The sequence below is a fragment of the Listeria costaricensis genome (genome assembly GCF_900183385.1).
Classification (GTDB): Bacteria; Bacillota; Bacilli; order Lactobacillales; family Listeriaceae; genus Listeria; species Listeria costaricensis.
The window spans coordinates 13,442-35,502 of the sequence record NZ_FXUT01000027.1 but is presented as its reverse complement, the minus strand read 5'-3'; the positions used below and the strand labels follow the sequence as shown (position 1 = coordinate 35,502).

Here is a 22,061-nt window from a genome sequence, read left to right as displayed (position 1 = left end):
TCTGTTTTCCACATATAAAAAAGACTAAACAAAAAGCCTGCATTCCCTCAAAAAGAGAATACAGGCTTTGAAATATTTATCATTGTGTTGAAGTATCTGCTGCTTCTAGTGTAATATTTGTCGATTGTTCTTTACCATCTCGGTAATATTTCACTTCTACTTTATCGCCAATCTTCAAATCACTGCTATAAAGAATCTTACGAAGTCCCATTGAATCAGTGACTTTCTTGCCGTCCATTTCAACAATGACATCATATTGTTTCAAGCCAGCTTTATCTGCTGCAGAGCCTTGTTGAACGGAAGCAACCATAGCGCCATAATCAACATCATCTGGGAGATTCAAAATATTCTTTTGCTGTGTTTCTGGAATTGTATCAACGTCACGCAGTGTCACACCTAGAGATGGACGAACCACTTCACCGTTTGCTTCCAGTTGAGCTAGGATTGGTGCCACTGTGTTGATTGGAATAGCAAAGCCGATTCCTTCAACATCTTCTGTAGAAATTTTCATTGAGTTGATCCCAATTACTTGACCTTCCATATTGATCAATGCGCCACCACTGTTACCAGGGTTGATCGCTGCATCTGTTTGGATAACTTCTGCTTCCCAGTCTTCAGAGCCATCACCATTCACATCCACCGGAACAGTACGATTCAAGCCAGAAATAATCCCTTGTGTAACGGTTCCAGCAAATTCAGTGCCTAGCGGGCTACCAATTGCAATCGCTGTTTCACCAACTGTTAACGAATCTGAGTCACCAAATTCAGCAACAGTCGTCACATTTTCATCATCGATTTGTAGAACTGCCAAGTCATTCCATTCATCTGTACCTAGCAATTTCGCTTCGGATTTTTTACCATTTGAGAAAGTAACTTCTAATTTATTTGCACCTTCGACAACGTGGTTATTTGTCACAATGTAGGCTTTTCCGTCCTCTTTCTTATAAACAACACCAGAACCTGATGAAGCTTCCTGTTCAGAACTTTCGCCTGTCAAAGAAGTGCCTTGTTGGTAGTTCAATACGCTGACCACTGCATCTTGTACTTTATCTACTGCTTTTGTAATGTCTGTAGAGTTTTCATAGGAAACTTTAGCTTTCTTGACAGGAACGTCACTACTTGAGCTTGACGAGCTGCTTGTATCTCCAAAACCGCTCACGGCGAAAAATACAACAACCGCACCAATAAGAACGCCTACTAATCCGATAACAAAATAGCCGATCATATTATTGCGTTTTGAATGGTTCTTATGAGGGGGTTGTCCACCGCTTCCACTTCCTCCAGTTGTTACTCGAGGTCCTTCTGGTGGAATCGTCCCACCGCCGCCGCTAGATCGCATGCCAGGTTGAACCGATTGTCCTTCGCTTGATGCTGATGCTTTTTCAAAAAATGCATTCGTCATGCTGGCTTCTGCCTGTTCTTGTGTGGCGCCTGCAAAAGCTTGACCTTCCGGCGTAATGCCTTCTGCAATCGGCTCCTGAACTGGTTCCTGTGAATGAGGGACACGCTCGCTACGTGTTTCGTTCATATTTGGAACTGGCCGTGCCGCATCATTCGTCGGCTGATAGGGCTGATCTGCACTGTCTGTATTCTTTTTCTTTTCAAACTCGTTGTTCTCCAATTGTTCCATCCCTTTCTACATAGAATTGCCTTTATAAACCTTATCTTACAGGGGAATTATGAAAAATTCATGAAAAAAATTTAAAAATTCCCCTTGAAAAACATTTTTTCTCCGTTTCCTCTTAAGCTAAGCCATCTAAATCGTAAAAATAGATGTCGCCATTTCAGGATCTGTATCAAATAATTCGACCTGCTCGCCAACAATAATGCCTTCCCCAGCCAAAGTTTGGGTGACGCTCATTCTTGCAAGATCCTTCATATTATTATCTTTACTTAAATGTCCTAAATAAATCCGCTTCGTTCGGTCGGTAATGACTTCACTCATGGCAAGACCTGCATCCTCATTGGAAACGTGCCCCTCATCACCTAGAATCCGTCGTTTGACATTCCATGGATAGCGTCCCATGCGCAGCATCTCCACATCATGGTTGCTTTCAAATAAATAGGCATCAGCGCCTGCAATATGCCCCTTCATTCGGTCACTGACATAGCCTGTATCGGTGATCATCACGAATTTTTTATTCCCGTTATGGAATATGTAAAACATAGGCTCAGCTGCATCGTGAGAAACGCCGAATGATTCCACTTGAAGACTGCCAAAATCCTTGACGGTTTCCATGGCAAATTCAAATTTTTGCTCATTCGATACTTCGCCAATCATTGAATCCATCGCCTGCCAAGTTCTGCGATTGGCATAGATTGGCAGTTTATATTTACGCGCTAGAACGCCTAGTCCCTTGATATGATCCGAGTGTTCATGTGTAATCAAAATCGCATCCACATCACTAATACTGCGACCAACTTGTGAAAATAATCCTTCCATTTTCTTCCCACTGAGTCCGCAGTCAATTAGAATTTTTTGATCGCCCGTCTCAACAAGCGTCGCGTTACCTGAGCTGCCACTTGCAAGTATACTGAAACTAATTTGATCGGTCAGCTTATCCGTTATTACCTTATTGGCAAACATTGTATGCCCCCCTTGCTTCTCCTCAAAAGGATAATTTCCATTCTTTTATTGTAACCCTTATCGCCAGAAATTGCATGCTTTCTATCGTGTAAAAATCAGCGCTATTTGAATAAAAATACCGACTTGCCAGTAAAAATTAGGCAAATCGGTTTAAATTTATTTAGTGGTTGTGGGATGATTTTCATTCATATTAATGACCTGTTCATCTTTGGCATTCACAAGAATATAATTGGTTTCCCCTTTGTGCTCGATTTCAAAGCACCAGACTGGGAAGTAAACGTCGCCGCTCGACAATTGCACGGTCGTATAGTAGCCAAAATCGACCTTTTTAATTTCACTGTCGGTTTTCAGATCCCCATGTTGGTAGATTGCTTCGAGCGCATCCATAGAGGAGATCAGCTCGGCCTTGTCCTCCAAGTCATCCTGCTTACCTAAGATCGTCTGCTGATAAGAAACGATTTCGTACTGCTGATTCATTTGAAAAGTAATCTGGCCGCCCTTGTCCATCAGCACCGGCTCATCTTTCATCACCTGGTTGTAGATCAGCTGGTTGCTGTCTTTATCATACCGCCAAAATTTATACGAATCGCCCTTATAGACATTGGACTTCATGAAGGCCGCCATTTCCTTGCTGTCCCCCTGTTTGTTCGCTTTGACCGGTTTTTTCAATGTGGCATAAATCGTGCTGCCGTTTTCCTCAATCAAAAAGGATTGATTGTCATCATTTGGCAAATCTTTCGGCACAAAAGCCGTTTGTTCAGCAGTAAAAATGGCCCCTTGGGATTTTTTAGTCGAGAGCGCACTTGGCGGGTAGCTGATATTGTCCGTTTTAAGATGGTCCTGTAAAGTATCCGTTCCCAACTTGTCCGGATCATCCGTCAGCTGCTTATTGAAAAACATGAATGCCAAAAAGATGTCGAGTATTAAGAAGGCGATGATAAAAATGATCTCGGTTTTTTTCCAATCCATTCTATTCGCCCTCCTTTACATCTGCCTGATACCAAGCACCTTTATATTGATACAACCATACTGGATCAAGCTCGACGACCCGGTTCAGGTCCTTGTCATCCGTCCAGTGCATATCATAACCGGGAACGATTTTTTCTACATTGTTGATATCAACTTCCGTATCTGCTTTCAATTGATCGTAGACAGATTGCGAGGATGGCAGCTTCACTTTGCCACTTTCACGAGGGATGGCATAATCCAATTTGAAAAATGGCCGCGTGTATTTGTATACCTCTTCCTTGCCCTCCGTCACATCAAACCGCGACATCCCCGTATCGCTGACGACTTGCAAATTATTGATGAACAAGCTGAAAGTCGTCATGCCCGTCCGCTGATTGAATCCCGTGTAGTAATAATCGCCAGTCCAGCCGGCATGCTCGTTGATAAAATTAAAGCTGTCTTGAATCATGCTGGCCTCTTTTTGCTTCGTAAAGGAATTCGTATCTGTAATTTCCTGTGCTGGATTGATATAGTCAAGAACTTTGTTTTCTGTATCGAGAACGATTTTGCTGGAACCGTCCGTATAGGAATTATCTTCATTTTTCACCGATTCCGAGTCAGGAAACAGTGCTTTTGTGAACAGGCCAATGTCAATGGAATCAATAATATATGTTTCACTGTTGATTTCAGGCTGATTGTCCGAAAGATAGATTTTATGACTACCACTATCCACTTCATTCAATTTGGTCAGCTGATTATCGCTTTTGGCGTTGTTGACCGCCTCGATCACATCATCCATATTCTGCTGCTGCAACGTACTTTGATAGATCATTTGTTCATCATCATTGGCAAAATAAACAGGATGGAGGTTGGTGGTGGTATTATTCATATCAAACACGATCCGGTCAAAACTGGCGGAATCCAAATCTTTACCTTGAATTGCAAAAATCTGTGAGAAAATCGCAAATGGAATATTGTTTGGATAGACCAGCTCTACCGTCCCATTTTGGTGAATGATCTGATCATATTCACTGTCTGATTTTTTCCCGGAAGCGACTACTTCGGAAAAATTAAAATCGCGCCCTTTTGCCACCAGACTGTCGACAACTTTGGCTTCCGTTGTGGCATAATGAGCGTTATCAATGTTGGCCTGAATGCCAATCGGCCGGAATACCTGTGAAGTCGTCATCGTTTTATCAATGGTCGTTTTTTGAACCTCTTTGACATCAATAGATTCGTAATTCGGTTGTCCCTTCCAAATGGAGTAGCTGAGCACAATGCTGATGACCACTAGGACTATCAGGATTAAGCTGAGCCAGTTGAATTTTTTCTTCATTCCCAATCATCCTCCGGTAAGTCGCTATATGGCAGGGTGAAGCGGATCGTCGTCCCTTTGTCCTGATTTCTTTCTGCCCAGATCCGGCCGCCATGCCCTTTGATCACTTCGGCTGCAATGGCAAGGCCCAGCCCTGTTCCGCCCATTTCTCTCGAACGCGCTTTGTCGACACGGAAAAATCTTTCAAATACCTTGTCCAGATCTTCTGCTGGAATGCCCAGACCTTGGTCACTAATACTAATCTCAATCTCGTCTTCAAATTTCTTCAGATAGAAGGAAATTCGGCCGCCATCTGGGGAATACTTATTGGCATTTGAAATGATATTATCCAGCACCTGCATGATTTTATCCTCGTCAATCTCAATGATGACCGGCTCACGCGGAATGTAGCGCTTGAATGTGATGCTATCTTTTTTCATCATCTCAAAGCGGTCAATAATATGGTTAAAGAAATCGGTGAAATTCACGAAACTTTTATCGAGCTGCTCCCGACCGCCATCCATACGAGATAGTTTAAGCAGGTCATTAACCAGTCGAATCATCCGCTCTGTTTCATTATGCGTGACTTCCAAGAACTTCGGTGCAAGGTCCTCATCCTGCCAAGCTCCATCACTCAAAGCCTCCAGATAGCTGTGCATACTGGTCAGCGGTGTTCTCAGTTCATGCGAAACGTTGGAAACAAAATCCCGCCGCTCCTGATCGACTTTCTCCTGATCCGTGATATCATGCAGAACGGCAATCACGCCGTTGACAAAACCAGTTTCCCGCTGGATAACAGAGAAATTCGCACGCAAGACATACGGTTCATCAAATGTACTGCGGTCCATTGTGAGCGGTTCTTCCATCTCCATCAGGTCATCAAATTCAAACTGTTCTGCAATGTCGAGCACTTCAATGATGGATTTACCATTTGCACTTTCATGCGGAACACGCAGCATTTTTTCAGCCGGTGTATTGATTAGAATGACCTTGCCGCGCCGGTCTGTTGCGATAACGCCATCTGTCATAAACGCCAACACAGAGGACAATTTGCGCCGTTCCCCTTCTGTCATGGCTTGCGCTTCCTGAACCCGCTTGGTGAGCGAATTGAAGCTTTCAGCCAGTTCACCAATTTCATCCTGTCCATAAACCTTTACTTTACGCGTATAGTTGCCGCGTGCCATCGCATAGGCTTGGCGTTTCATATCGATAATCGGTTTTGTAATCGTCCTTGACAGCAAAATGCCGAGAATCGCTGTAATGAGCATTGCAATCAACGTACCTGTGAGGAAGATATTCGTCACATCATCCACTTGCTCATAAACCGTCTCGATATCGGCGACAAGATAAATAGCCCCAAGAATGTCATCTTTATTTTTAATGGGGGTAGAATAGACCCAAACACGCTTGCCGCCACCATTGTCATTATCTTCTAAGTAGATATTGTCCTCCGTGGTTCCAAGCGAAAGAGTCCGTTTTATTAAACTGTCTGTTGCTTTTTGTCCAACAACACCTTGATTATCCATGTTGGACGTTCCGAGGATCTTGCCTTTGTCGTCTACAATTCGGACCTCGATCAGATTCGTATTGTTGCGTGCATAGTCAACGAGCAGCCCCCGGATATTCGTTTGGAGCTGCGCGCTGTTATCACTATTCTTCAACATTTCCTCTTTGACGCTATAATCAAGCAGCGTCAAGCTATTCGTAATCGAATCCTGGAAGTTTTTTTCCAGCTGTCCTTCAAGTTCTCGCACAAAATACGCGCCGATCACCTGCATTGCCACGAGTATCAGCAATAGATAGATCATCACCAGCCGAAATTGGACTGACTTGAAAAACTTCAATTTATGCATATTTTTCTTCTACTCCTGTTCAGGGTTGCGCAGATAGTAGCCGACCCCGCGTCTAGTCACAAGCCAAGCCGGATGACTCGGATTGTCCTCGATTTTTTCACGTAAGCGGCGAACCGTCACATCGACCGTGCGGACATCGCCAAAGTAATCATAGCCCCATACAGTCTGCAGTAAGTGTTCCCGCGTCATGACTTGACCCATATGTTTCGCTAAATAATGCAGTAATTCAAATTCGCGATGAGTCAGTTCGATTGTTTCACCACGTTTTGAAGCAACATACGCATCTGGATGGATTGTCAACGAACCGATTTCCAGTTCACTGTTTTCATCTTCTTCAGGTGTTTGCGCATTGATCTGACTGTGACGACGCAGATTGGCTTTCACACGTGCGATTAGCTCGCGATTGCTGAATGGCTTTGTCACATAATCATCGGCGCCAAGTTCCAAACCAATGACTTTATCGATTTCGGAATCCTTGGCTGTTACCATGATGATTGGCATGTCATATTTTTTACGAACCTCGCGACAAACTTCAATCCCGTCACGTCCTGGAAGCATAATATCAAGCAGGATCAGATCCGGCTGTACTTCCTCCACAAGTTCCAGTGCTTCATCGCCATCATAGGCACAAAAAACTTCAAATCCTTCTTTATTTAAATTGAACTTCACAATATCTGCAATTGGCTTTTCATCATCAACAACTAATATTTTCTTCTCTGCCATTGTTCAAACAGTCCTCCCATAAGTGGATTTTTCCGGTCCTGCCGGCAATATCTTGAAAATCATTTATCACACGAGACTGCGGTACGGCTGCTCTTCTCCCTGAACATGACCGACGGCGTCTTGTGACTTGGTCAAAATAATACTTTCGCAATACGATAGTCACAACTATTATAACACAACTAAAAAAGTATCTGCACCATTATAGTGTTAAATGTAGCACGATCAAACATGATTACCTGTAATAAAACGAGTTGAGACGGCAAAAAAGAAGGATAAAACCGCTTCGTGCGCCCCTAGCCTTCCTTATTCCCCCCTTATTTAAACAATAGGATACATGAAACGTGGTTTTTCGCTAAAATTCATCATTGTGTTTTCCTTGTAGGATTATCCTTTTAGCTTTCACCATTCTTTAAATGATAGCGAGATAGGCGACTATTTTTACAAAACGAAAATCCTTGAAAGCGATAGCCTTCAAGGACTTTTTAAGTATTTCCAGTACTATTTAGATGGGGCATGTTTTAAAATAAACAAACAGATCATCATTCATTACCTTCAACAATATTCAAAGGGCTCTTTGGAATCTACAAAATGAATAGCTGTGCCTAATGAGAGCCCCTCTAGCCATTTGTTTAATGCCTTCATGCCGATTTCTTCACTTCTTTCATGTCCTAGAACGATCATCGACTTATTTTGTCCCAGCTGAACGGCATCTCGAATGTAGGCACTGATGGTCCATTCTGTAATATCTCCGCAAATGACTGTATCAAGTTCACGCGCTTGAATCAGCTGCATCGGGTTGGTTTCGTCCCCTAGCCCCAAGCTGCTTCCGCCAAGCAAGACGCCTATTCTTTTTGAACGGGCATCTTTTGCGCCGATAAATCGCACGGGCTCATTTCCAAGTGCATTCTTTAATTGTTCAATCAATTCTCTGGAGGCCATTTCCTCAATTTCATAGCAAATCTCAGATCTGTCTAAAATATTGGTACTGGCTGGATTTTTAGTAAGAGTTTTGCCTTTCCAGCCCAATGCCTCTTCAAATCCTGCGTAAATTAAATCCTTTTCGCCCATATGCATGTAGTCATGAAAGCGCCAGATTGTTATACCTTTGCTCTTTATCAGCGCTAGTTTTTCTTCATAAACGGCATCTTCCAAAAGCCATGCCGTCCGGTCTCTTCCATTAAACCAAGTAGGTTCATGCGTGATAATAAAGTTGGCACCTAACTGGTCGGCCTCTTTGATGACATCAATTGTCGCCATAAAAGTGGTCACAATGCCGGTTAGTTCCTGATTTACATCACCGATGATAACTTGATCGATTGTTTTCGTCTCGTCAACAGCTTGTGCCTGGCTCTTTTCAATGATCATCTGAATGGCATCTATTATTTTTACCATTGTGATTCCTTGCCTCCTTTAAAAAGTTAACAGTTCTTGACCGCCCTCATATTGAATCGTCATGTTCTGATTTTCTCCCGGGTGCATGACCACCACAATGACCGTTGAATCAAGGCCGGCTTTTTGAATTTCTTCAAAATCAGCACTTCCGAGTTTTTGTCCTTTACGAACTTGCTCGCCTTCTTGAACGGCTAATTGGAATGGCTTTCCATCCAGCTTGACGGTGTCAATTCCTATATGAAGTAGAATTTCAGCGCCATTATCTGCTTTTATGGTGAGGGCATGTTTTGTTGGGAAAATGCTCACAATTTTTCCGGAAACAGGGGCGATAATTTGGTCATCCATTGGTGAAATCGCAAAGCCTTGGCCCATTTTGCCCGTTGCGAATACTTCATCTTTTACTTCTGAAAGTGGCAGAAATTGGCCTTTAACAGGCGCTTCCATCACTGCTTGTTCAGCATTTTCACTTTGAGCGCGCTTACTTTCAAATCCCACTACTAAGATCGCAGCCATCGTTCCAAAGAAAGCGACACTCATACCAATTACATAGCCGAGTATTGGCTGGAATGTTGGAATTGTGAAAATACCACCGGCCATTTGTGTTGCCGCAACGTGCAGCGCTCCTACAATACCACCACTCAAGCCACTAAAAATCATCGCAATGATGAGCGTTTTTCGATATTTTAAGAAGATTCCATAAATAACGGGTTCTGTAATCCCCGCTAAAATAGCCGTCAAAAAACTAGAGAAAGAAATGTCTTTCATGGATTTATCCTTGGATCGAATAAATACGGCTAAGGCAGCACCAGCAGCTGCAAATGCCGTTGCTTGTACAGTTGGCAATAGAAAATCCTGTCCGGTTGTTGCTAAATTTGAAATGATGACAGGAATGATCGCCCAGTGTAGTCCCAGCATAACAGTTGGAATCCCAATAAAGCCAAAAATCAGGCATGTAAGCAGCGCGCTTTTCGTCATGGCAAAAGAAATTCCAGCAGCAATGACTTCACCTAAGTATACACCAAGCGGACCAAAAGCCATTAATGTTACGGGAACAACAATCATAATGGACAGCATGGGGACAAAAAGCGTTTGCAAACTTTTAGGAATGATTTTCTTCAAAACTTTATCTACTAGTACGTAAAGACAAACTGCCAAAATAACTGGGAATACGGTTGAAGAATAATTCATTAAAACAACTGGCAAGCCTAGAAAACTCGTTGTGGTATGCTCTGCCAGCAAATTCGTATAATTGGGCTCTAGTAAAGCCGCACCAATCACTGCTGCAATATAAGGATTGACTTTCATTTGTTTCCCGAAAGTGACACCTAGAATGATTGGCAAGAAATAAAAGACTGCATTGGAGGCTGCCGAAAGAATCGCATATGTGACGCTTTCCGCTGAAAGTAGACCAAACATCACAAGAATTTGAATAAGCGCCTTCAACATCCCGGAGCCTAATATTGCTGGAATAATCGGCGTGAAACTACCTGCAATAATATCAAAAACGCGCGTCATTAGCTTTTTCTTTGGTTGAGAGGACCCTTCAGTCTCTGTAAGATCAAGCAATTTGATTACTTCATTATATACTTGCTCTACATGCGTCCCGATAACGACTTGATACTGCCCGCCGCTTTGGACTACCTGTAAAATATCTAATTTTTCAAGCGCAGTCTGGTCTGCTTTTTGTTCGTCCTTTAAAATAAATCGCAATCTTGTTACACAATGGCTTAGTTTTTCAACGTTTTCCTTGCCACCTACATGTTGCACAATTTTTTCAGCTAACTCTTTATAACTCATTCTCTTCGCTCCTTTTTATCTGCCATTTTTGAATCTTAAGCTGTGCAGTTCCGCCTTCTGTCCACCATTCATTGGTTTTCGCTTCACCCTGTGGAAAAATGCGCAGTGTAAAAACTTCTTGACCATCATTCAAAAAGATTTCTAGTGAGGACTCGTCTGAAAATATCCGCACTTCAAAAAGCGCTTCATCTAAAACGACGGATCGTTCCACGCCGAATTGCTCTGCAAAAGGAACGCCTGCCTGTCCCCGGTTTACGGTGAATCGCCGTGTTTCCTTTTCATATAGCAAGTATGTAGCCGAGGATTGATTAGCCCGAATCTTCAAGTGAAGCTTTTTCGCCTCATTGTGTTCGATTCGATAGATGATTTCAAATTGACTACTTTCCTCTTCCTCACGATAAATTTCTTGTTCCTTGATACTTTGCTTTTTGCTATATTCCCCCATCCGAAGCATCTCAAGCTCTTGAATGGGCCGCTGATAGAGTCTGCCCTGCTCGACAGTCAGTTCTCTTGGCAAGGTCAGGCAATGCGCCCAACCATAAGCATCAGTAGGATAGCTGATCTCAGGAAGCCCCATCCAACCGACAAGCACTCGCCTCTTTCCAGGCGCTTCAAATGTCTGCGGTGCATAAAAATCAAACCCTCGATCAAGTTCTGTAAACGCATCCATTGAAAATGCTGGTTTTTCAGTTTCCACTAGCTCTTTCAGATAGCCGGACTGATAAACATTTTGAAACTGGCCATCCTTCGTGGCTTCGATCCCTTGTGGTGAAAAAATCAGGAAGGACAAATTCTTGAGCTTAAAATAATCTGGACATTCCCACATATAGCCAAAATCCGCAAGTGGTGTTTCTAGTTCACCTTCAAAAGACCAATCCATCAGATTCTCGCTTTTAAATAAAAGAACTGTCCCCTGCTGGGCGATCGTCTGTGCACCAACTGCCATCCAATAATCACCTAACTCCGCCTGCCAAACTTTGGGATCTCGAAAGTGGCTTGTATAACCACAGGGCGGTCCCGCAATAACGGGTGTACGATTTTTTTCAAATACGCCATCAGCGGACATTTTTGCCAAACAGATGGAAGGACTTCTTTCACCTGTTTCATAATCACGTTTATTCCCCGAATAGAACAAGTAGAGCTCTCCGTTCTTTTCTATCGCACTTCCTGAATAAACGCCTTGTAAATCAAAGTCTTGATCAGGTGCAAGAGCAACACCCCGCTCCTGCCAATGAACCATATCTTTTGAACAAATATGGTACCAGTACTTGCTGCCGTGTGTGACGCCAAACGGATACCATTGATAAAAGAAATGATATTGTCCCCCAAAGAAAGCTAGTCCATTTGGGTCGTTCAGCAAGCCTGCTATTGGCTGAATGTGATACTGCTGCCGCCACGGACTCATGGCTACCTGCTTTTTTGTTTCTTCAATCTCTTCCATAAGCCCCTTTTCGGCACTCTCTTGTTTTTCTTTCAAATCTTCTCCTCCATCGGAACCGGTTCCAAAAATGAATAATAATGAAACCGGCTCGCTATCCCAAGGAGGAACCGGTTCCAAAATCATCATACCTTCTTTATTTTATTTTGTCAACACTCTCTCTTTCCAATAATTGAAAAGGAACCACGTACTGCTGTTTTTCTGCTATTTGACCTGTCACTGCCTGTGCCGCCAGCTTCCCTGCTAGATCAAAATTCAATTTGATGGTCGTAAGTGACGGGGTGACTAGCTCTGTGATCCCATATCCGCCCACACTAATTAACGACACATCTTCTGGCACTCGAATTCCTTCCAAATAGCAAGCTTTTAATATTCCAAGCCCTATATTATCAGTTGCAGCAATGATGGCTGTTGGTCGTTGCTTTTTCAAAATGGTCTGCCCAACTTTAATGGCTTCATTTGAGGAAAAGTCTGTCGTGAAAAGAGATAGCTCCACATCAGAAAAATCCGCTGCACGATCCGTCACTCCACGTTTCCGTTCGACACCGACTGCATGATCGGCTTCTGAAACCCCTACATAAGCCACATTACGGTGTCCCTGCTCAAAAATATATTCCCCTAGCAGACGACCCACTTGATAATCGTCATATACAACCGATACCTGTGAATCGCAGTGTTGACCAACGACGACGATTGGCACCTCGATTTCAGCCATTGCCTTAAGATGTTTTTCTGTGATCAAGGTGGCCGCTAAAATAATGCCCGCAACTTTTTGCTTCGCGAGTGTATAAAGGCTTTCTATTTCCCGTTCAATTTCCTGCTCTGTATTTGTAATCACCATTTGATACTCTGCTTGCCGCAAAACTTTATCAATTCCCCGCAGCGTTTCCGCCATTGCTTGCGAATCTAAACGCGGAATGATCACGCCAATCATCTTGGTTTCCTTCGCCTTTAGACTGCGCGCAAACTGATTGGGAATATAGCCTGTTTCTTCCACAATTTTCCGGATTTTTGCTTCTGTTTTTTGGCTAATGGAGCCCCCATTTAGATACCTTGAAACTGTACTTTTGGAAACGCCCGCCATAGCAGCTATTTCATTTATGCTTATCATTTCTATCCTCCACCGCCCATTTTTCTCTTTATATATTATAGACGATTTTGTAAAAAGTGGAAAGTTGCCACAGCCGTTCTTGTTTGAGCAGCCTCCCATCCAAGTTAAATTCCATAACAAAAGCCCTTGAAAGCTGTTAACTTTCAAGGGCTATTTCAAGCGGTTCCGACGGGATTTGAACCCGCGATCTCCTGCGTGACAGGCAGGCATGTTAACCCCTACACCACGGAACCTTAAAGGGGTATCCCTTCACAAGAATCTATATCAAACAGCAGGGAGAATATCCCTCACTGTTGTTTTCCTGAAAAAAGGCACTCCCTTATTAAAACATGAACATGCGAACCGAGTCAATAGTTTTTTATGGTTTTTTTGAAAAGATCGAGCTGCCCCACTCGGAGAACGGCTTCCCGTAAGCGCGGCTCGTCGATTAGAAGGCCCACTCGAACGTACCCTTCACCGCATGCCCCGAAGCCGCTGCCATCCGCGACAGCCACTCCCGCCTCGCTTAGCAAATGATCGGCAAATTCGCTACTTGTGAAGCCTTCTGGAACTTTCATCCAAGCGAAAAATGAGCCTTCCGGTGCCACATACGGCCAACCGATTTCCTCACATGCGGTCAAAAAGGCGTCCCGGCGGCTCTGATAGCGGGCATTCAGTTCTGCCACACAATCCTGCGGTCCGCTGATCGCTGCGATGGCTGCATCCTGAACGGCAGGAAACAGGCTGACATACAGGTGATCCTGAATCAGATTGATCGCCTCGACTAGTTCGGCATTCCCAACGGCAAAGCCCACCCGCCAGCCGGCCATATTATACGTCTTGCTGAGCGTGTAAAGTTCGATGCCGATTTCCTTGGCGCCTTCTGTCTGCAGAAAACTGCGCGGCTTCTTACCGTCAAATCCTAACGCTCCGTAAGCAAAATCATGCAGCACGGCAATCTCATTTTCTTTGGCAAAGTCGACCGTTTCTTCAAAAAAGGCAGCTGTCGAAACGGCCCCTGTAGGATTATTCGGATAGTTGAGGTACATCAGTTTAGCGGCCTCACACACCTCGTCAGAAAGCGCCTGATAGTCTGGTAAAAAGGCATTTTCTTCAAGTAACGGCATCGTTTCAAAATGAACACCCGAAAGCACAACGCCAGAAAGATAATCTGGATAGCCAGGGTCTGGCAAAAGCATCGTTTCCCCTTCTTCAAGCACACACATCGGCAGCTCAACAAGGCCGGTTTTCGAGCCAAAGAGAATCGCCACTTCTGTTTCGGGATCAATCGCAACGCCGTATTCGCGCTGGTAAAAATCAGCCACGGCCTGCTTTAATTCCGGCTTGCCGCGGAAAAGTGAATATTTATGATTAGCCGGTTCTGCCGCTGCCGTTTGAAGCGCTTCGACAATATGTGGCGGTGTCGGCTGATCAGGATTCCCTTGGCCAAGATTGATCACATCCACACCTGCCGCAATTTGGGCATTGACTTTTTGGACAAGGTTGGAGAAAAACTGTTCTGGAAGATTTTGAAGTTTGCTGGAGAGCTTCAAATCATTCACCCGCTTTCGATTAGTTTCATTGTTTTTCATATTACGGTTTTCTGCGGGGTTTGTCTAGTCACATTTTAAAGAATATTCCTGGCACTCCTTTTAAGCGCTTTCAAAGCATTGTGTAATAAACATTGAAAAGATTACTTCAAAGGGAGTGGACAACGATGAAATTGAGAAAAAGAGGTGTTTTTGTTATAACCATTGGGAATTTGGCACTTTTGTACACCGCTTGTTGGCTGGGTTACAGCTATTTTAAGTATCAGCCTTATGGGGTAGACATGAAGAAGATCCCGACAGATTCCTACTTATTCATAGATAAGGACCCGTACACGTATTCCGCAAGTAAGCCCGGTTTTGGTTCATTTACGGGCAATCTGGCAGTTAGCAATCAAACCGACTCCTCCTCGCTGATTATTTGGCCACTTGCATCAGGCGGTTATGAATATGGCCTTCAGCTTCAAGCAGAAAATGGTCATTCTTATTGTATTCTCGTGGATGAAAATATGGCATTTATTCAAAGTGATAATCAAATTCTCGGTCAGGCAAAAGCAGAACACATTTTAGCGAAAAATGAACAAGCGGTTCAGACTTTAAAAGAAAAGACGGATCTTTACTGGAATTTGTCATGATTTTCATTGACTATTTTCAAAACGTCCATTGACATTCCCATGTTAAATCGGTATATTTAAAAGTAACAGGTTTTTTAAAATTTCATTCTCTTATCAAGAGCGGCTGAGGGACTGGCCCGTCGACGCCCGGCAACCCAACTTTCCAATTTTTTGGAGGTGAAGGTGCTAATTCCAGCAAAGTGGGAGACCATTTTGACAGATAAGAGGAGTCGGACATGTTCTTTTAATTCCACTTCTCTATTCTGAATAGGGGAGTTTTTTTATTGCCTAATTTTTCTACTTAAAAGGGAGGAATTTTTCATGAAAAAAGTAACAAAAGGAATTTTTGCACTGATTGCGGGCGTGCTCGTATTCGGTCTTGCAGCTTGTGGTGATAGCGAATCAAAAACACTTAGCACGAAAGAAATTACAATCGGTGTGACCGGTGGACCGCATCAACAAATCGCCGAACAAGTGAAAAAAATGGCGGCAAAAGATGGTCTGACAATCAATGTGAAAACGTTCGATGACTACAATACGCCAAACACAGCACTGAGTGATGGCGATCTGGATGCCAATAACTACCAAACGATTCCTTTCCTTGAGTCGCAGGAAAAAGACAAAGGCTATGATTTCGATATCGCCTTTAAAACGGTCGCTTTCCCAATGGGCGTTTATTCCAACTCAATCAAAGACTTGAAAAATTTGAAAAAAGGCGACAAAATTGCGGTGCCGAATGATCCGTCTAACGAATACCGCGGCTTGAAGCTTTTTGAAGATGCTGGTGTGATTAAACTGAAAGATGGCGTGGAAGAAAAAGCGACCAAAAATGACATTGCGGAAAATCCGCTTGATCTAGAAGTGGTCGAACTGGAAGCTTCTCAGATTCCGGCTCAGCTGGATGAATTTGCGGCGGCAGCCATCAACACAAACTTTGCAATGGGCGCCGGCTTGTCAATTAATGAAGATTCGATTTACCATGAACCGGTAAAAGATAATCCTTATCCAAATGTCTTCGTTGTCCGTTCTGAAAATAAAGACGATGAAGTTGTGAAGACGCTCGAAAAATACTACCATTCAGACGAAATCAAGCAGTATATCGAAGACGAGTTCAACGGGTCTGTCGTACCTGCATTTTAGGAGTTGTTTTAAGTGATTGAATTACATCAGGTTTCTAAAACTTTTGACGTTAATGGCCAGCTAGTCAAAGCGGTCAACAATGTTTCCCTTCAGGTCAAAAAAGGAGAGATTTTCGGGATTGTCGGCTATAGCGGCGCCGGCAAAAGCACGCTGGTTCGCTGCGTGAACTTTCTGGAACGCCCGACAAGCGGCTCCGTCAAGATTGCCGGTCAGGATCTCGCCACCCTTTCAGTAAAAGAGCTTCGGGAAGCGCGCCGCAAAATCGGGATGATTTTCCAAGGCTACAATTTGCTGAAAACGGCGACGGTCTATGACAATATTGCAATTCCACTTCGCCTTGAAGGACTTTCCAAAGAGGTCATCCGTGAGCGCGCTGAAAAATATCTGGAAATCGTCGGTTTGACGGATAAAAAAGATAACTTCCCGGCACAGCTTTCCGGTGGGCAGAAGCAGCGTGTTGCCATTGCCCGCGCCCTCGCGCATGAACCGGAAATTTTACTGAGCGATGAGGCGACAAGTGCACTCGATCCAGAGACGACCGAAGCCATTTTGAACCTACTTTTGAAAATCAACAATGAGCTGGGCATTACGGTCTTCCTGATCACCCATGAGCTTGATGTAATTCAACGCATTTGTGACCGGGTTGCTGTGATGGAAAATGGGCAAATTGTCGAAGAAGGCTCCGTTTTAGAAGTCTTCACGCATCCTGAGCATCCTACGACGAAGCGCTTTGTTGGCTCTGAGGCAAGCTTTGATATTCCTCGGGACGTGCTCGAAAAATACCGTGCAACTGGAAAACTCGTTTCGCTGCATTTTATTGGTGAGGGCTCGGATGAACCGGCTCTGGCACTCGTTTCGCGTAAGTTCGACGTATTGCCAAGCATTTTAGCTGGTGGAATCGATCACTTGAAAAATGATACGCTCGGCAAACTGCTGGTTCATTTAAAAGGAGACGAGGCGGAATATGAAAAAGCGATCACCTATCTGCGTTCTGAAGGGGTCGTCGTTGAGGAGGTGCAGCACGCATGAATGAATTTGTCGCAGAATGGGGGCCGGTCATCTGGCAGGGCTTCCTCGAAACACTTGAAATGACAAGTATCACGCTTGTCATTGCCATCATTATTGGTTTGCCGCTGGGGATTCTTCTCGTGCTGACTCGGCAAGACGGACAGGCGGAAAACAAGCTAGTCTATACGATTTCCAACTGGGTGATCAACATTCTTCGCTCACTACCGTTCATCATCCTCCTATTCCTACTGCTTCCTTTTACACGTCTGGTTGTCGGCACTTCCATTGGTGTTAAAGGGGTTATCCTGCCGCTCGTTGTTTTCACGGCGCCTTACATTGCTCGACTGATGGAGTCGGCGCTGCTAGAAGTCGACCGCGGCGTGATTGAAGCCTATCAATCGATGGGGGTTTCTACCTTTAAAATTATTTTCTTTGTAGTTGTGCGGGAAGCGCGGTCGGGGATTGTCCTGGGGCTAACGATTGCGACAATCGGCTTGATCGGCGCGACAGCAATGGCTGGACTGGTCGGCGCGGGTGGACTCGGAACCATTGCTTATCAATATGGCTTCTTGCGTTTTGAACCGGCCGTCATGTACACGACGATTATTATTTTGATCATCATGGTTCAACTTCTGCAATCTTTGGGTAATTACTTAGCAAGACGCCTGAAAAAAGATTGACGGAAACTGGGGGATTTTTATCATGTGGAAAATTGCTTTATGCCAAACGGATGTGATTTTTCGGCATCCAAAAATGAATTTTGATCGTATGGAACAAGCGATTGTCGAAGCGGCTGAGAACCAAGCAGATATCGTTGTTTTTCCAGAAATGTGGAATACGGGCTACTGTTTGGATGAATTGCTGGAATTCGCAGATGTCAATGGGGAAAAAACGAAGAACTTTCTGAGTTATTATGCGAAAAAATACCATTTAAATATTATCGGTGGATCCGTGGCCGTGCATTTGGAGGATGCCTTTGCAAATGTCATGTACGGCTTTGATGAAAACGGAGACCTGATTTCTTCTTATAAAAAAGTTCACCCGTTTCAGCTGATGGATGAGCATCTTTATTTGGAAGCCGGCTCTGACACCAATTTATTTCGTATCAAAGATGTTCCGGCAGCTGGTTTCATCTGTTATGATATTCGTTTCCCGGAATGGCTACGCAAACACAGCGCGCTAGGGGCTGAGGTGCTGTTCGTTTCGGCTGAATGGCCTGAACCGCGGATCGATCAGTGGGAAAAGCTGCTAGTCGCCCGCGCTATTGAAAATCAGGCTTTTGTTGTAGCAGTCAATCGCGTTGGCAATGACCCCGCTAATCATTTTAACGGCCATTCCATGGTGATTGATCCGCACGGCGAAATCATTTTGCATGCCGGTGAACAGGAAGGGAATTTTTACACCATGATCGACTTGAAGGAAGTAAAAGCTGTTCGCGAATCGATGCCGCTCTTTGCTGATCGGCGTCCTGAATTGTATTAAACTTTTCTAAAGGTGAACTTATACTTTTCTTTCCACTTTTCTCTTGAATTTTTCATCATTTCTATGGAGGTTTCTCATTTAAACTTGCGATAATAAAATCAATCACAAACGAAACAATTGAATTTCCCCGATTCAGTTGTTTCACGGGACTCCTCCCCGTTTTATATATATCCTTGTTCCTAATAAAACGACTCGAGCAAATTCGAGTCGTTTTATTGTGTCTATCCGCAAAAAAAGAAGCAGCTTTATCACTGCTTCCTGTCTTTATTCCATATATAAAACAACTTCCCCGCAAGCGAGTGATTTTTTCACATCAATGATTCGCTGATTGCTCGAACCGCGAAAGGCCAGTTTTGGATCGAATAAATCCTGCATAAAGCGGCCGTCGACCAATACGTCGATCTGTTGCAATAGCTCCAGTTTATCGTCCGTTTCCTGCATCATTTCTTCCCATGTGTAGCCCGTCCATGACCAAATATCCTTTGTCTCACCATAGACCGCGCGCAGTTTTCTGACAACCGTTAGGCAAGTGCCAGTATTTAAAAACGGCTCCCCACCAAGCAGCGTCAACCCTTGCACGCTCTCATGACCAATATCTGTCACAATCTGATCCAGCAGTTCATCTGTGAAAGGACGCCCATATTTAAAATTTTGCGCGACCTTGTTATAGCAGCCTTCGCAATGAAAAGGACAACCAGACACATACAGGCTGCATCTGACACCCTCTCCATCGACAAAATTAAAGGCTTTATAGTCAGCGATATAACCGCGAGAAAGTTCCTCGGATCGCCATTCTTTTGGGTCGGGATTATTCATTGCCGAGCTCCATGTGTTTGACACGATTCGAGATTTCCACATGACGACCGTGTACCATTGGGCGTTTCATTGGATTTCCTAGATAGCCGCAAGTCCGTTTCACAACATCTGCTTTTTCTGGATCCGTGTTCCCACAGCTTGGGCACTTAAAGCCGTCTTCTGTTGGCGCAAATTCGCCTTCAAAGCCGCAGTCATAGCACTTGTCGATCGGTGTATTCGTTCCGAGATACGCAACACGATCATACGAGTAGTCCCATACAGCTTCCAGCGCTTTTGTATTATGGTCGAGTTTTGGATATTCACAGTAATGAATAAACCCGCCCGAGCAGTATTCAGGATATTCTTTTTCAAAATCAATTTTTTCAAATGGCGTGATTTTCTTCCGGACATCAAAGTGGAAGGAGTTTTGGTAGTAATCCTTATCCGTAATGTCTTTGATAACGCCGAATTTATCTTTATCCAAACGGTTGAAGCGGTCAGTCAGGCTTTCACTTGGCGTCGAATATACACTGAACCAGTAGCCATATTCCGCCTTCCATTCGTCTGCATAGCGTTTCAGTTCCTTGACGATTTGAAGCGTGAAGTCCTTCGCTTCCGGATTTGTTTCCCATTCACCACCGTAAAAAACAGTCGCCGCTTCATACAAGCCGATATAACCGATGGAAACAGTCGAACGTTCTTTGTTGAAAAGTTGATCCACGTTGTCTCCGTCATTCAAACGCTTGCCGAATGCTCCATATTTATAGAGGATTGGTGCATTTTCAGGACGCGCCTGACGCACGCGGTTTACACGGAACAACAAGGCATCTTTGATTGTTTGCAGACGTTCATGGAAAATTTCCCAGAATTTATCCATATTCCCGCCGCTTTGAATGGCCACGCGTGGAATGTTCAATGTGACAACGCCCAGATTGTTCCGACCGGCATTGACAAAATTCCCATTCTCATCTTTCCAGGCTGGCAGGAATGAACGACAGCCCATTGGCACTTTAAAGTCCCCCGTCAGTCGAACGAGCGTGTCATAATTCAGCACATCCGGATACATCCGTTTTGCCGAGCATTTTAGCGCCAGTTGTTTAATGTCATAGTTGGGATCAGTCGCTTCCAAATTGGTTCCCTTTTTAATAGAGAAAACGAGTTTCGGGAAGATGGCTGTATGCTTATCTTTCCCAACACCGCCAAGTCGAACATTTAGAATTGCTTTTTGGATTTCGCGGGCAAACCAGTCCTCGCCCAGCCCGAACCCTAATGTCACAAATGGCGTTTGACCGTTACTTGTATAGAGGGTGTTGATTTCATATTCCAAGCTTTGCATGGCATCATAAATATCCTTACGCGTTTTCGTTTGGACATATTCTTCGCGTTTTTCAGGAGTTACCCATTCAGCCGCTTCTTGCTCATGTTTAGCGTAATTACGTCTCGCATAGGCCGACAAAATTTCATCAATGCGATCAACTGAACAACCGCCGTATTGGGAGCTGGCCACATTGGCAATGATTTGAGCGATTTGCGCTGTCGCCGTTTGGATGGACTTCGGACTTTCAACGTTGGCATTCCCAATCGTAAAGCCATTTTCAAGCATGCCTTTGATGTCGATCAAGCAGCAGTTGGTCATGGCATGGTACGGGCTGTAATCCAAGTCGTGGAAGTGGATGTCGCCTTTCAAATGGGCATTGGCCACGTGTTTCGGCAGCATATATTTGAGCGCATAGCTTTTTGCCACGGCTCCAGCGGTCAGGTCACGCTGTGTGTTAAAAACGGTCGCATCTTTATTGGCATTCTCGTTGACAACTGTTTCGTCTTTTTCGAGGAGTTTTTGAACACTTTTCGTCATATCCGTCATGTTATCCCGGATCCGGTCGCGGTCGTGACGGTATTCTATGTAGCTTCTCGCAACATCGGGATAAATGGACTTCATCAGCTCGTTTTCCGCACAATGTTGAATTTCATCAATTGTAAGCTCTGTTTTGTTTGGCAGGGCATTCACAATCGTAATAATGATATTATCTAAGAAGTCTTCATCTTCTAATTGGATACTTGCCATGGAAGCCTCAACAGCATTGCGAATCTTGATTAAATCAAAGCTGGCTTTCCTTCCGTCCCTTTTGATGACTACTTGTTCTTCGGTTTGTTCCATATACATTCTTTCTATCCCCTCTCAAACAACTATATGTTGTGTTCGCTTAATTATAATAGCACAATATAGGGTTATTTTACAGTCCCATCCTAATATCCACTTAAAAATAGGGCTAAAGTTCTCTTCTTCACATGAACGATTTCACAAAAGCGCCTATTATCAACGGATAGTTTT

18 protein-coding genes, 1 tRNA gene and 1 riboswitch are annotated in these 22,061 nt (G+C 44.0%); of the genes, 5 read left to right on the top strand and 14 right to left on the bottom strand.

Annotated elements, in window-relative coordinates:
- Window positions 1-79 precede the first annotated feature (79 nt).
- The 12 genes from CS921_RS14585 to CS921_RS14530 form a co-directional block, all read right to left on the bottom strand.
- Complete coding sequence (locus CS921_RS14585) at window positions 80-1,630, bottom strand: S1C family serine protease (protein WP_099225160.1); 1,551 nt, start codon at window positions 1,628-1,630, stop codon at window positions 80-82.
- Between the two features lie 126 nt (window positions 1,631-1,756).
- Window positions 1,757-2,587: an MBL fold metallo-hydrolase gene (locus CS921_RS14580; RefSeq protein WP_099225158.1), complete on the bottom strand. Its 831-nt coding sequence runs from the start codon at window positions 2,585-2,587 to the stop codon at window positions 1,757-1,759.
- Window positions 2,588-2,743: 156 nt separating this feature from the next.
- Window positions 2,744-3,556 carry a two-component system regulatory protein YycI gene (locus CS921_RS14575; RefSeq protein WP_099225155.1) on the bottom strand — a complete coding sequence of 271 codons (813 nt, stop codon included), beginning with the start codon at window positions 3,554-3,556 and terminating at the stop codon, window positions 2,744-2,746.
- Between the two features lies 1 nt (window position 3,557).
- A complete protein-coding gene (locus CS921_RS14570) occupies window positions 3,558-4,871 on the bottom strand; it encodes a YycH family regulatory protein (RefSeq protein ID WP_099225153.1) in 1,314 nt (437 codons plus the stop codon).
- Window positions 4,868-6,703, bottom strand: coding sequence for a cell wall metabolism sensor histidine kinase WalK (walK, locus tag CS921_RS14565; protein ID WP_099225151.1), 1,836 nt, complete (start codon window positions 6,701-6,703; stop codon window positions 4,868-4,870). The genes CS921_RS14570 and walK overlap by 4 nt, the downstream gene beginning before the upstream one ends.
- 9 nt (window positions 6,704-6,712) lie before the next feature.
- Window positions 6,713-7,426 (bottom strand): response regulator YycF, encoded by a 714-nt coding sequence (yycF, locus tag CS921_RS14560; protein ID WP_099225149.1) that lies wholly within the window; start codon window positions 7,424-7,426, stop codon window positions 6,713-6,715.
- 552 nt (window positions 7,427-7,978) lie between these two features.
- The gene (locus tag CS921_RS14555; protein WP_099225147.1) at window positions 7,979-8,818 is read right to left on the bottom strand and encodes a Nif3-like dinuclear metal center hexameric protein; all 840 of its coding nucleotides are present in this window, start codon (window positions 8,816-8,818) and stop codon (window positions 7,979-7,981) included.
- Between the two features lie 18 nt (window positions 8,819-8,836).
- Window positions 8,837-10,615 (bottom strand): beta-glucoside-specific PTS transporter subunit IIABC, encoded by a 1,779-nt coding sequence (locus CS921_RS14550; RefSeq protein ID WP_099225145.1) that lies wholly within the window; start codon window positions 10,613-10,615, stop codon window positions 8,837-8,839.
- Window positions 10,605-12,092: a glycoside hydrolase family 32 protein gene (locus tag CS921_RS14545; protein ID WP_162921791.1), complete on the bottom strand. Its 1,488-nt coding sequence runs from the start codon at window positions 12,090-12,092 to the stop codon at window positions 10,605-10,607. The genes CS921_RS14550 and CS921_RS14545 overlap by 11 nt, the downstream gene beginning before the upstream one ends.
- Window positions 12,093-12,189: 97 nt before the next feature.
- Window positions 12,190-13,164, bottom strand: a complete 975-nt coding sequence (locus tag CS921_RS14540; protein ID WP_099225140.1) for a LacI family DNA-binding transcriptional regulator — start codon at window positions 13,162-13,164, stop codon at window positions 12,190-12,192.
- Window positions 13,165-13,324: 160 nt separating this feature from the next.
- A tRNA-Asp gene (locus tag CS921_RS14535) sits at window positions 13,325-13,397 on the bottom strand.
- Between the two features lie 114 nt (window positions 13,398-13,511).
- Complete coding sequence (locus tag CS921_RS14530) at window positions 13,512-14,696, bottom strand: pyridoxal phosphate-dependent aminotransferase (RefSeq protein WP_099225224.1); 1,185 nt, start codon at window positions 14,694-14,696, stop codon at window positions 13,512-13,514.
- Between the two features lie 164 nt (window positions 14,697-14,860).
- Between CS921_RS14530 and CS921_RS14525 the strand changes: the two genes are divergently transcribed.
- The 5 genes from CS921_RS14525 to CS921_RS14505 all read left to right on the top strand — a co-directional run bounded on the left by CS921_RS14525 (window position 14,861) and on the right by CS921_RS14505 (window position 18,934).
- Window positions 14,861-15,325, top strand: a complete 465-nt coding sequence (locus CS921_RS14525) for a hypothetical protein (RefSeq protein ID WP_099225138.1) — start codon at window positions 14,861-14,863, stop codon at window positions 15,323-15,325.
- A gap of 87 nt (window positions 15,326-15,412) precedes the next feature.
- Window positions 15,413-15,531: riboswitch (SAM riboswitch) on the top strand.
- A 94-nt stretch (window positions 15,532-15,625) separates the two neighbouring features.
- On the top strand, window positions 15,626-16,444 hold the full coding sequence (locus CS921_RS14520; RefSeq protein WP_099225136.1) for a MetQ/NlpA family ABC transporter substrate-binding protein: 819 nt from the start codon (window positions 15,626-15,628) through the stop codon (window positions 16,442-16,444).
- A gap of 12 nt (window positions 16,445-16,456) precedes the next feature.
- On the top strand, window positions 16,457-17,473 hold the full coding sequence (locus tag CS921_RS14515; protein WP_099225134.1) for a methionine ABC transporter ATP-binding protein: 1,017 nt from the start codon (window positions 16,457-16,459) through the stop codon (window positions 17,471-17,473).
- Window positions 17,470-18,132 carry a methionine ABC transporter permease gene (locus CS921_RS14510; RefSeq protein WP_099225132.1) on the top strand — a complete coding sequence of 221 codons (663 nt, stop codon included), beginning with the start codon at window positions 17,470-17,472 and terminating at the stop codon, window positions 18,130-18,132. The genes CS921_RS14515 and CS921_RS14510 overlap by 4 nt, the downstream gene beginning before the upstream one ends.
- 22 nt (window positions 18,133-18,154) lie before the next feature.
- Window positions 18,155-18,934, top strand: coding sequence for a carbon-nitrogen family hydrolase (locus CS921_RS14505; RefSeq protein WP_099225130.1), 780 nt, complete (start codon window positions 18,155-18,157; stop codon window positions 18,932-18,934).
- 264 nt (window positions 18,935-19,198) lie between these two features.
- Here CS921_RS14505 and nrdG read toward each other — a convergent pair whose 3' ends face one another.
- Together nrdG and nrdD are read right to left on the bottom strand one after the other, a co-directional pair.
- On the bottom strand, window positions 19,199-19,750 hold the full coding sequence (nrdG, locus tag CS921_RS14500; protein ID WP_099225128.1) for an anaerobic ribonucleoside-triphosphate reductase activating protein: 552 nt from the start codon (window positions 19,748-19,750) through the stop codon (window positions 19,199-19,201).
- On the bottom strand, window positions 19,743-21,893 hold the full coding sequence (nrdD, locus tag CS921_RS14495; protein WP_099225126.1) for an anaerobic ribonucleoside-triphosphate reductase: 2,151 nt from the start codon (window positions 21,891-21,893) through the stop codon (window positions 19,743-19,745). The genes nrdG and nrdD overlap by 8 nt, the downstream gene beginning before the upstream one ends.
- Between the last annotated feature and the right edge of the window lie 168 nt (window positions 21,894-22,061).

Coding starts and splice junctions, on each gene's coding strand:
- CS921_RS14585 (WP_099225160.1), bottom strand. CDS start 1,630: ATGGAACAATTGGAGAACAACGAGTTTGAAAAGAAAAAGAATACAGAC.
- CS921_RS14580 (WP_099225158.1), bottom strand. CDS start 2,587: ATGTTTGCCAATAAGGTAATAACGGATAAGCTGACCGATCAAATTAGT.
- CS921_RS14575 (WP_099225155.1), bottom strand. CDS start 3,556: ATGGATTGGAAAAAAACCGAGATCATTTTTATCATCGCCTTCTTAATA.
- CS921_RS14570 (WP_099225153.1), bottom strand. CDS start 4,871: ATGAAGAAAAAATTCAACTGGCTCAGCTTAATCCTGATAGTCCTAGTG.
- walK (WP_099225151.1), bottom strand. CDS start 6,703: ATGCATAAATTGAAGTTTTTCAAGTCAGTCCAATTTCGGCTGGTGATG.
- yycF (WP_099225149.1), bottom strand. CDS start 7,426: ATGGCAGAGAAGAAAATATTAGTTGTTGATGATGAAAAGCCAATTGCA.
- CS921_RS14555 (WP_099225147.1), bottom strand. CDS start 8,818: ATGGTAAAAATAATAGATGCCATTCAGATGATCATTGAAAAGAGCCAG.
- CS921_RS14550 (WP_099225145.1), bottom strand. CDS start 10,615: ATGAGTTATAAAGAGTTAGCTGAAAAAATTGTGCAACATGTAGGTGGC.
- CS921_RS14540 (WP_099225140.1), bottom strand. CDS start 13,164: ATGATAAGCATAAATGAAATAGCTGCTATGGCGGGCGTTTCCAAAAGT.
- CS921_RS14525 (WP_099225138.1), top strand. CDS start 14,861: ATGAAATTGAGAAAAAGAGGTGTTTTTGTTATAACCATTGGGAATTTG.
- CS921_RS14520 (WP_099225136.1), top strand. CDS start 15,626: ATGAAAAAAGTAACAAAAGGAATTTTTGCACTGATTGCGGGCGTGCTC.
- CS921_RS14510 (WP_099225132.1), top strand. CDS start 17,470: ATGAATGAATTTGTCGCAGAATGGGGGCCGGTCATCTGGCAGGGCTTC.
- CS921_RS14505 (WP_099225130.1), top strand. CDS start 18,155: ATGTGGAAAATTGCTTTATGCCAAACGGATGTGATTTTTCGGCATCCA.
- nrdG (WP_099225128.1), bottom strand. CDS start 19,750: ATGAATAATCCCGACCCAAAAGAATGGCGATCCGAGGAACTTTCTCGC.
- nrdD (WP_099225126.1), bottom strand. CDS start 21,893: ATGTATATGGAACAAACCGAAGAACAAGTAGTCATCAAAAGGGACGGA.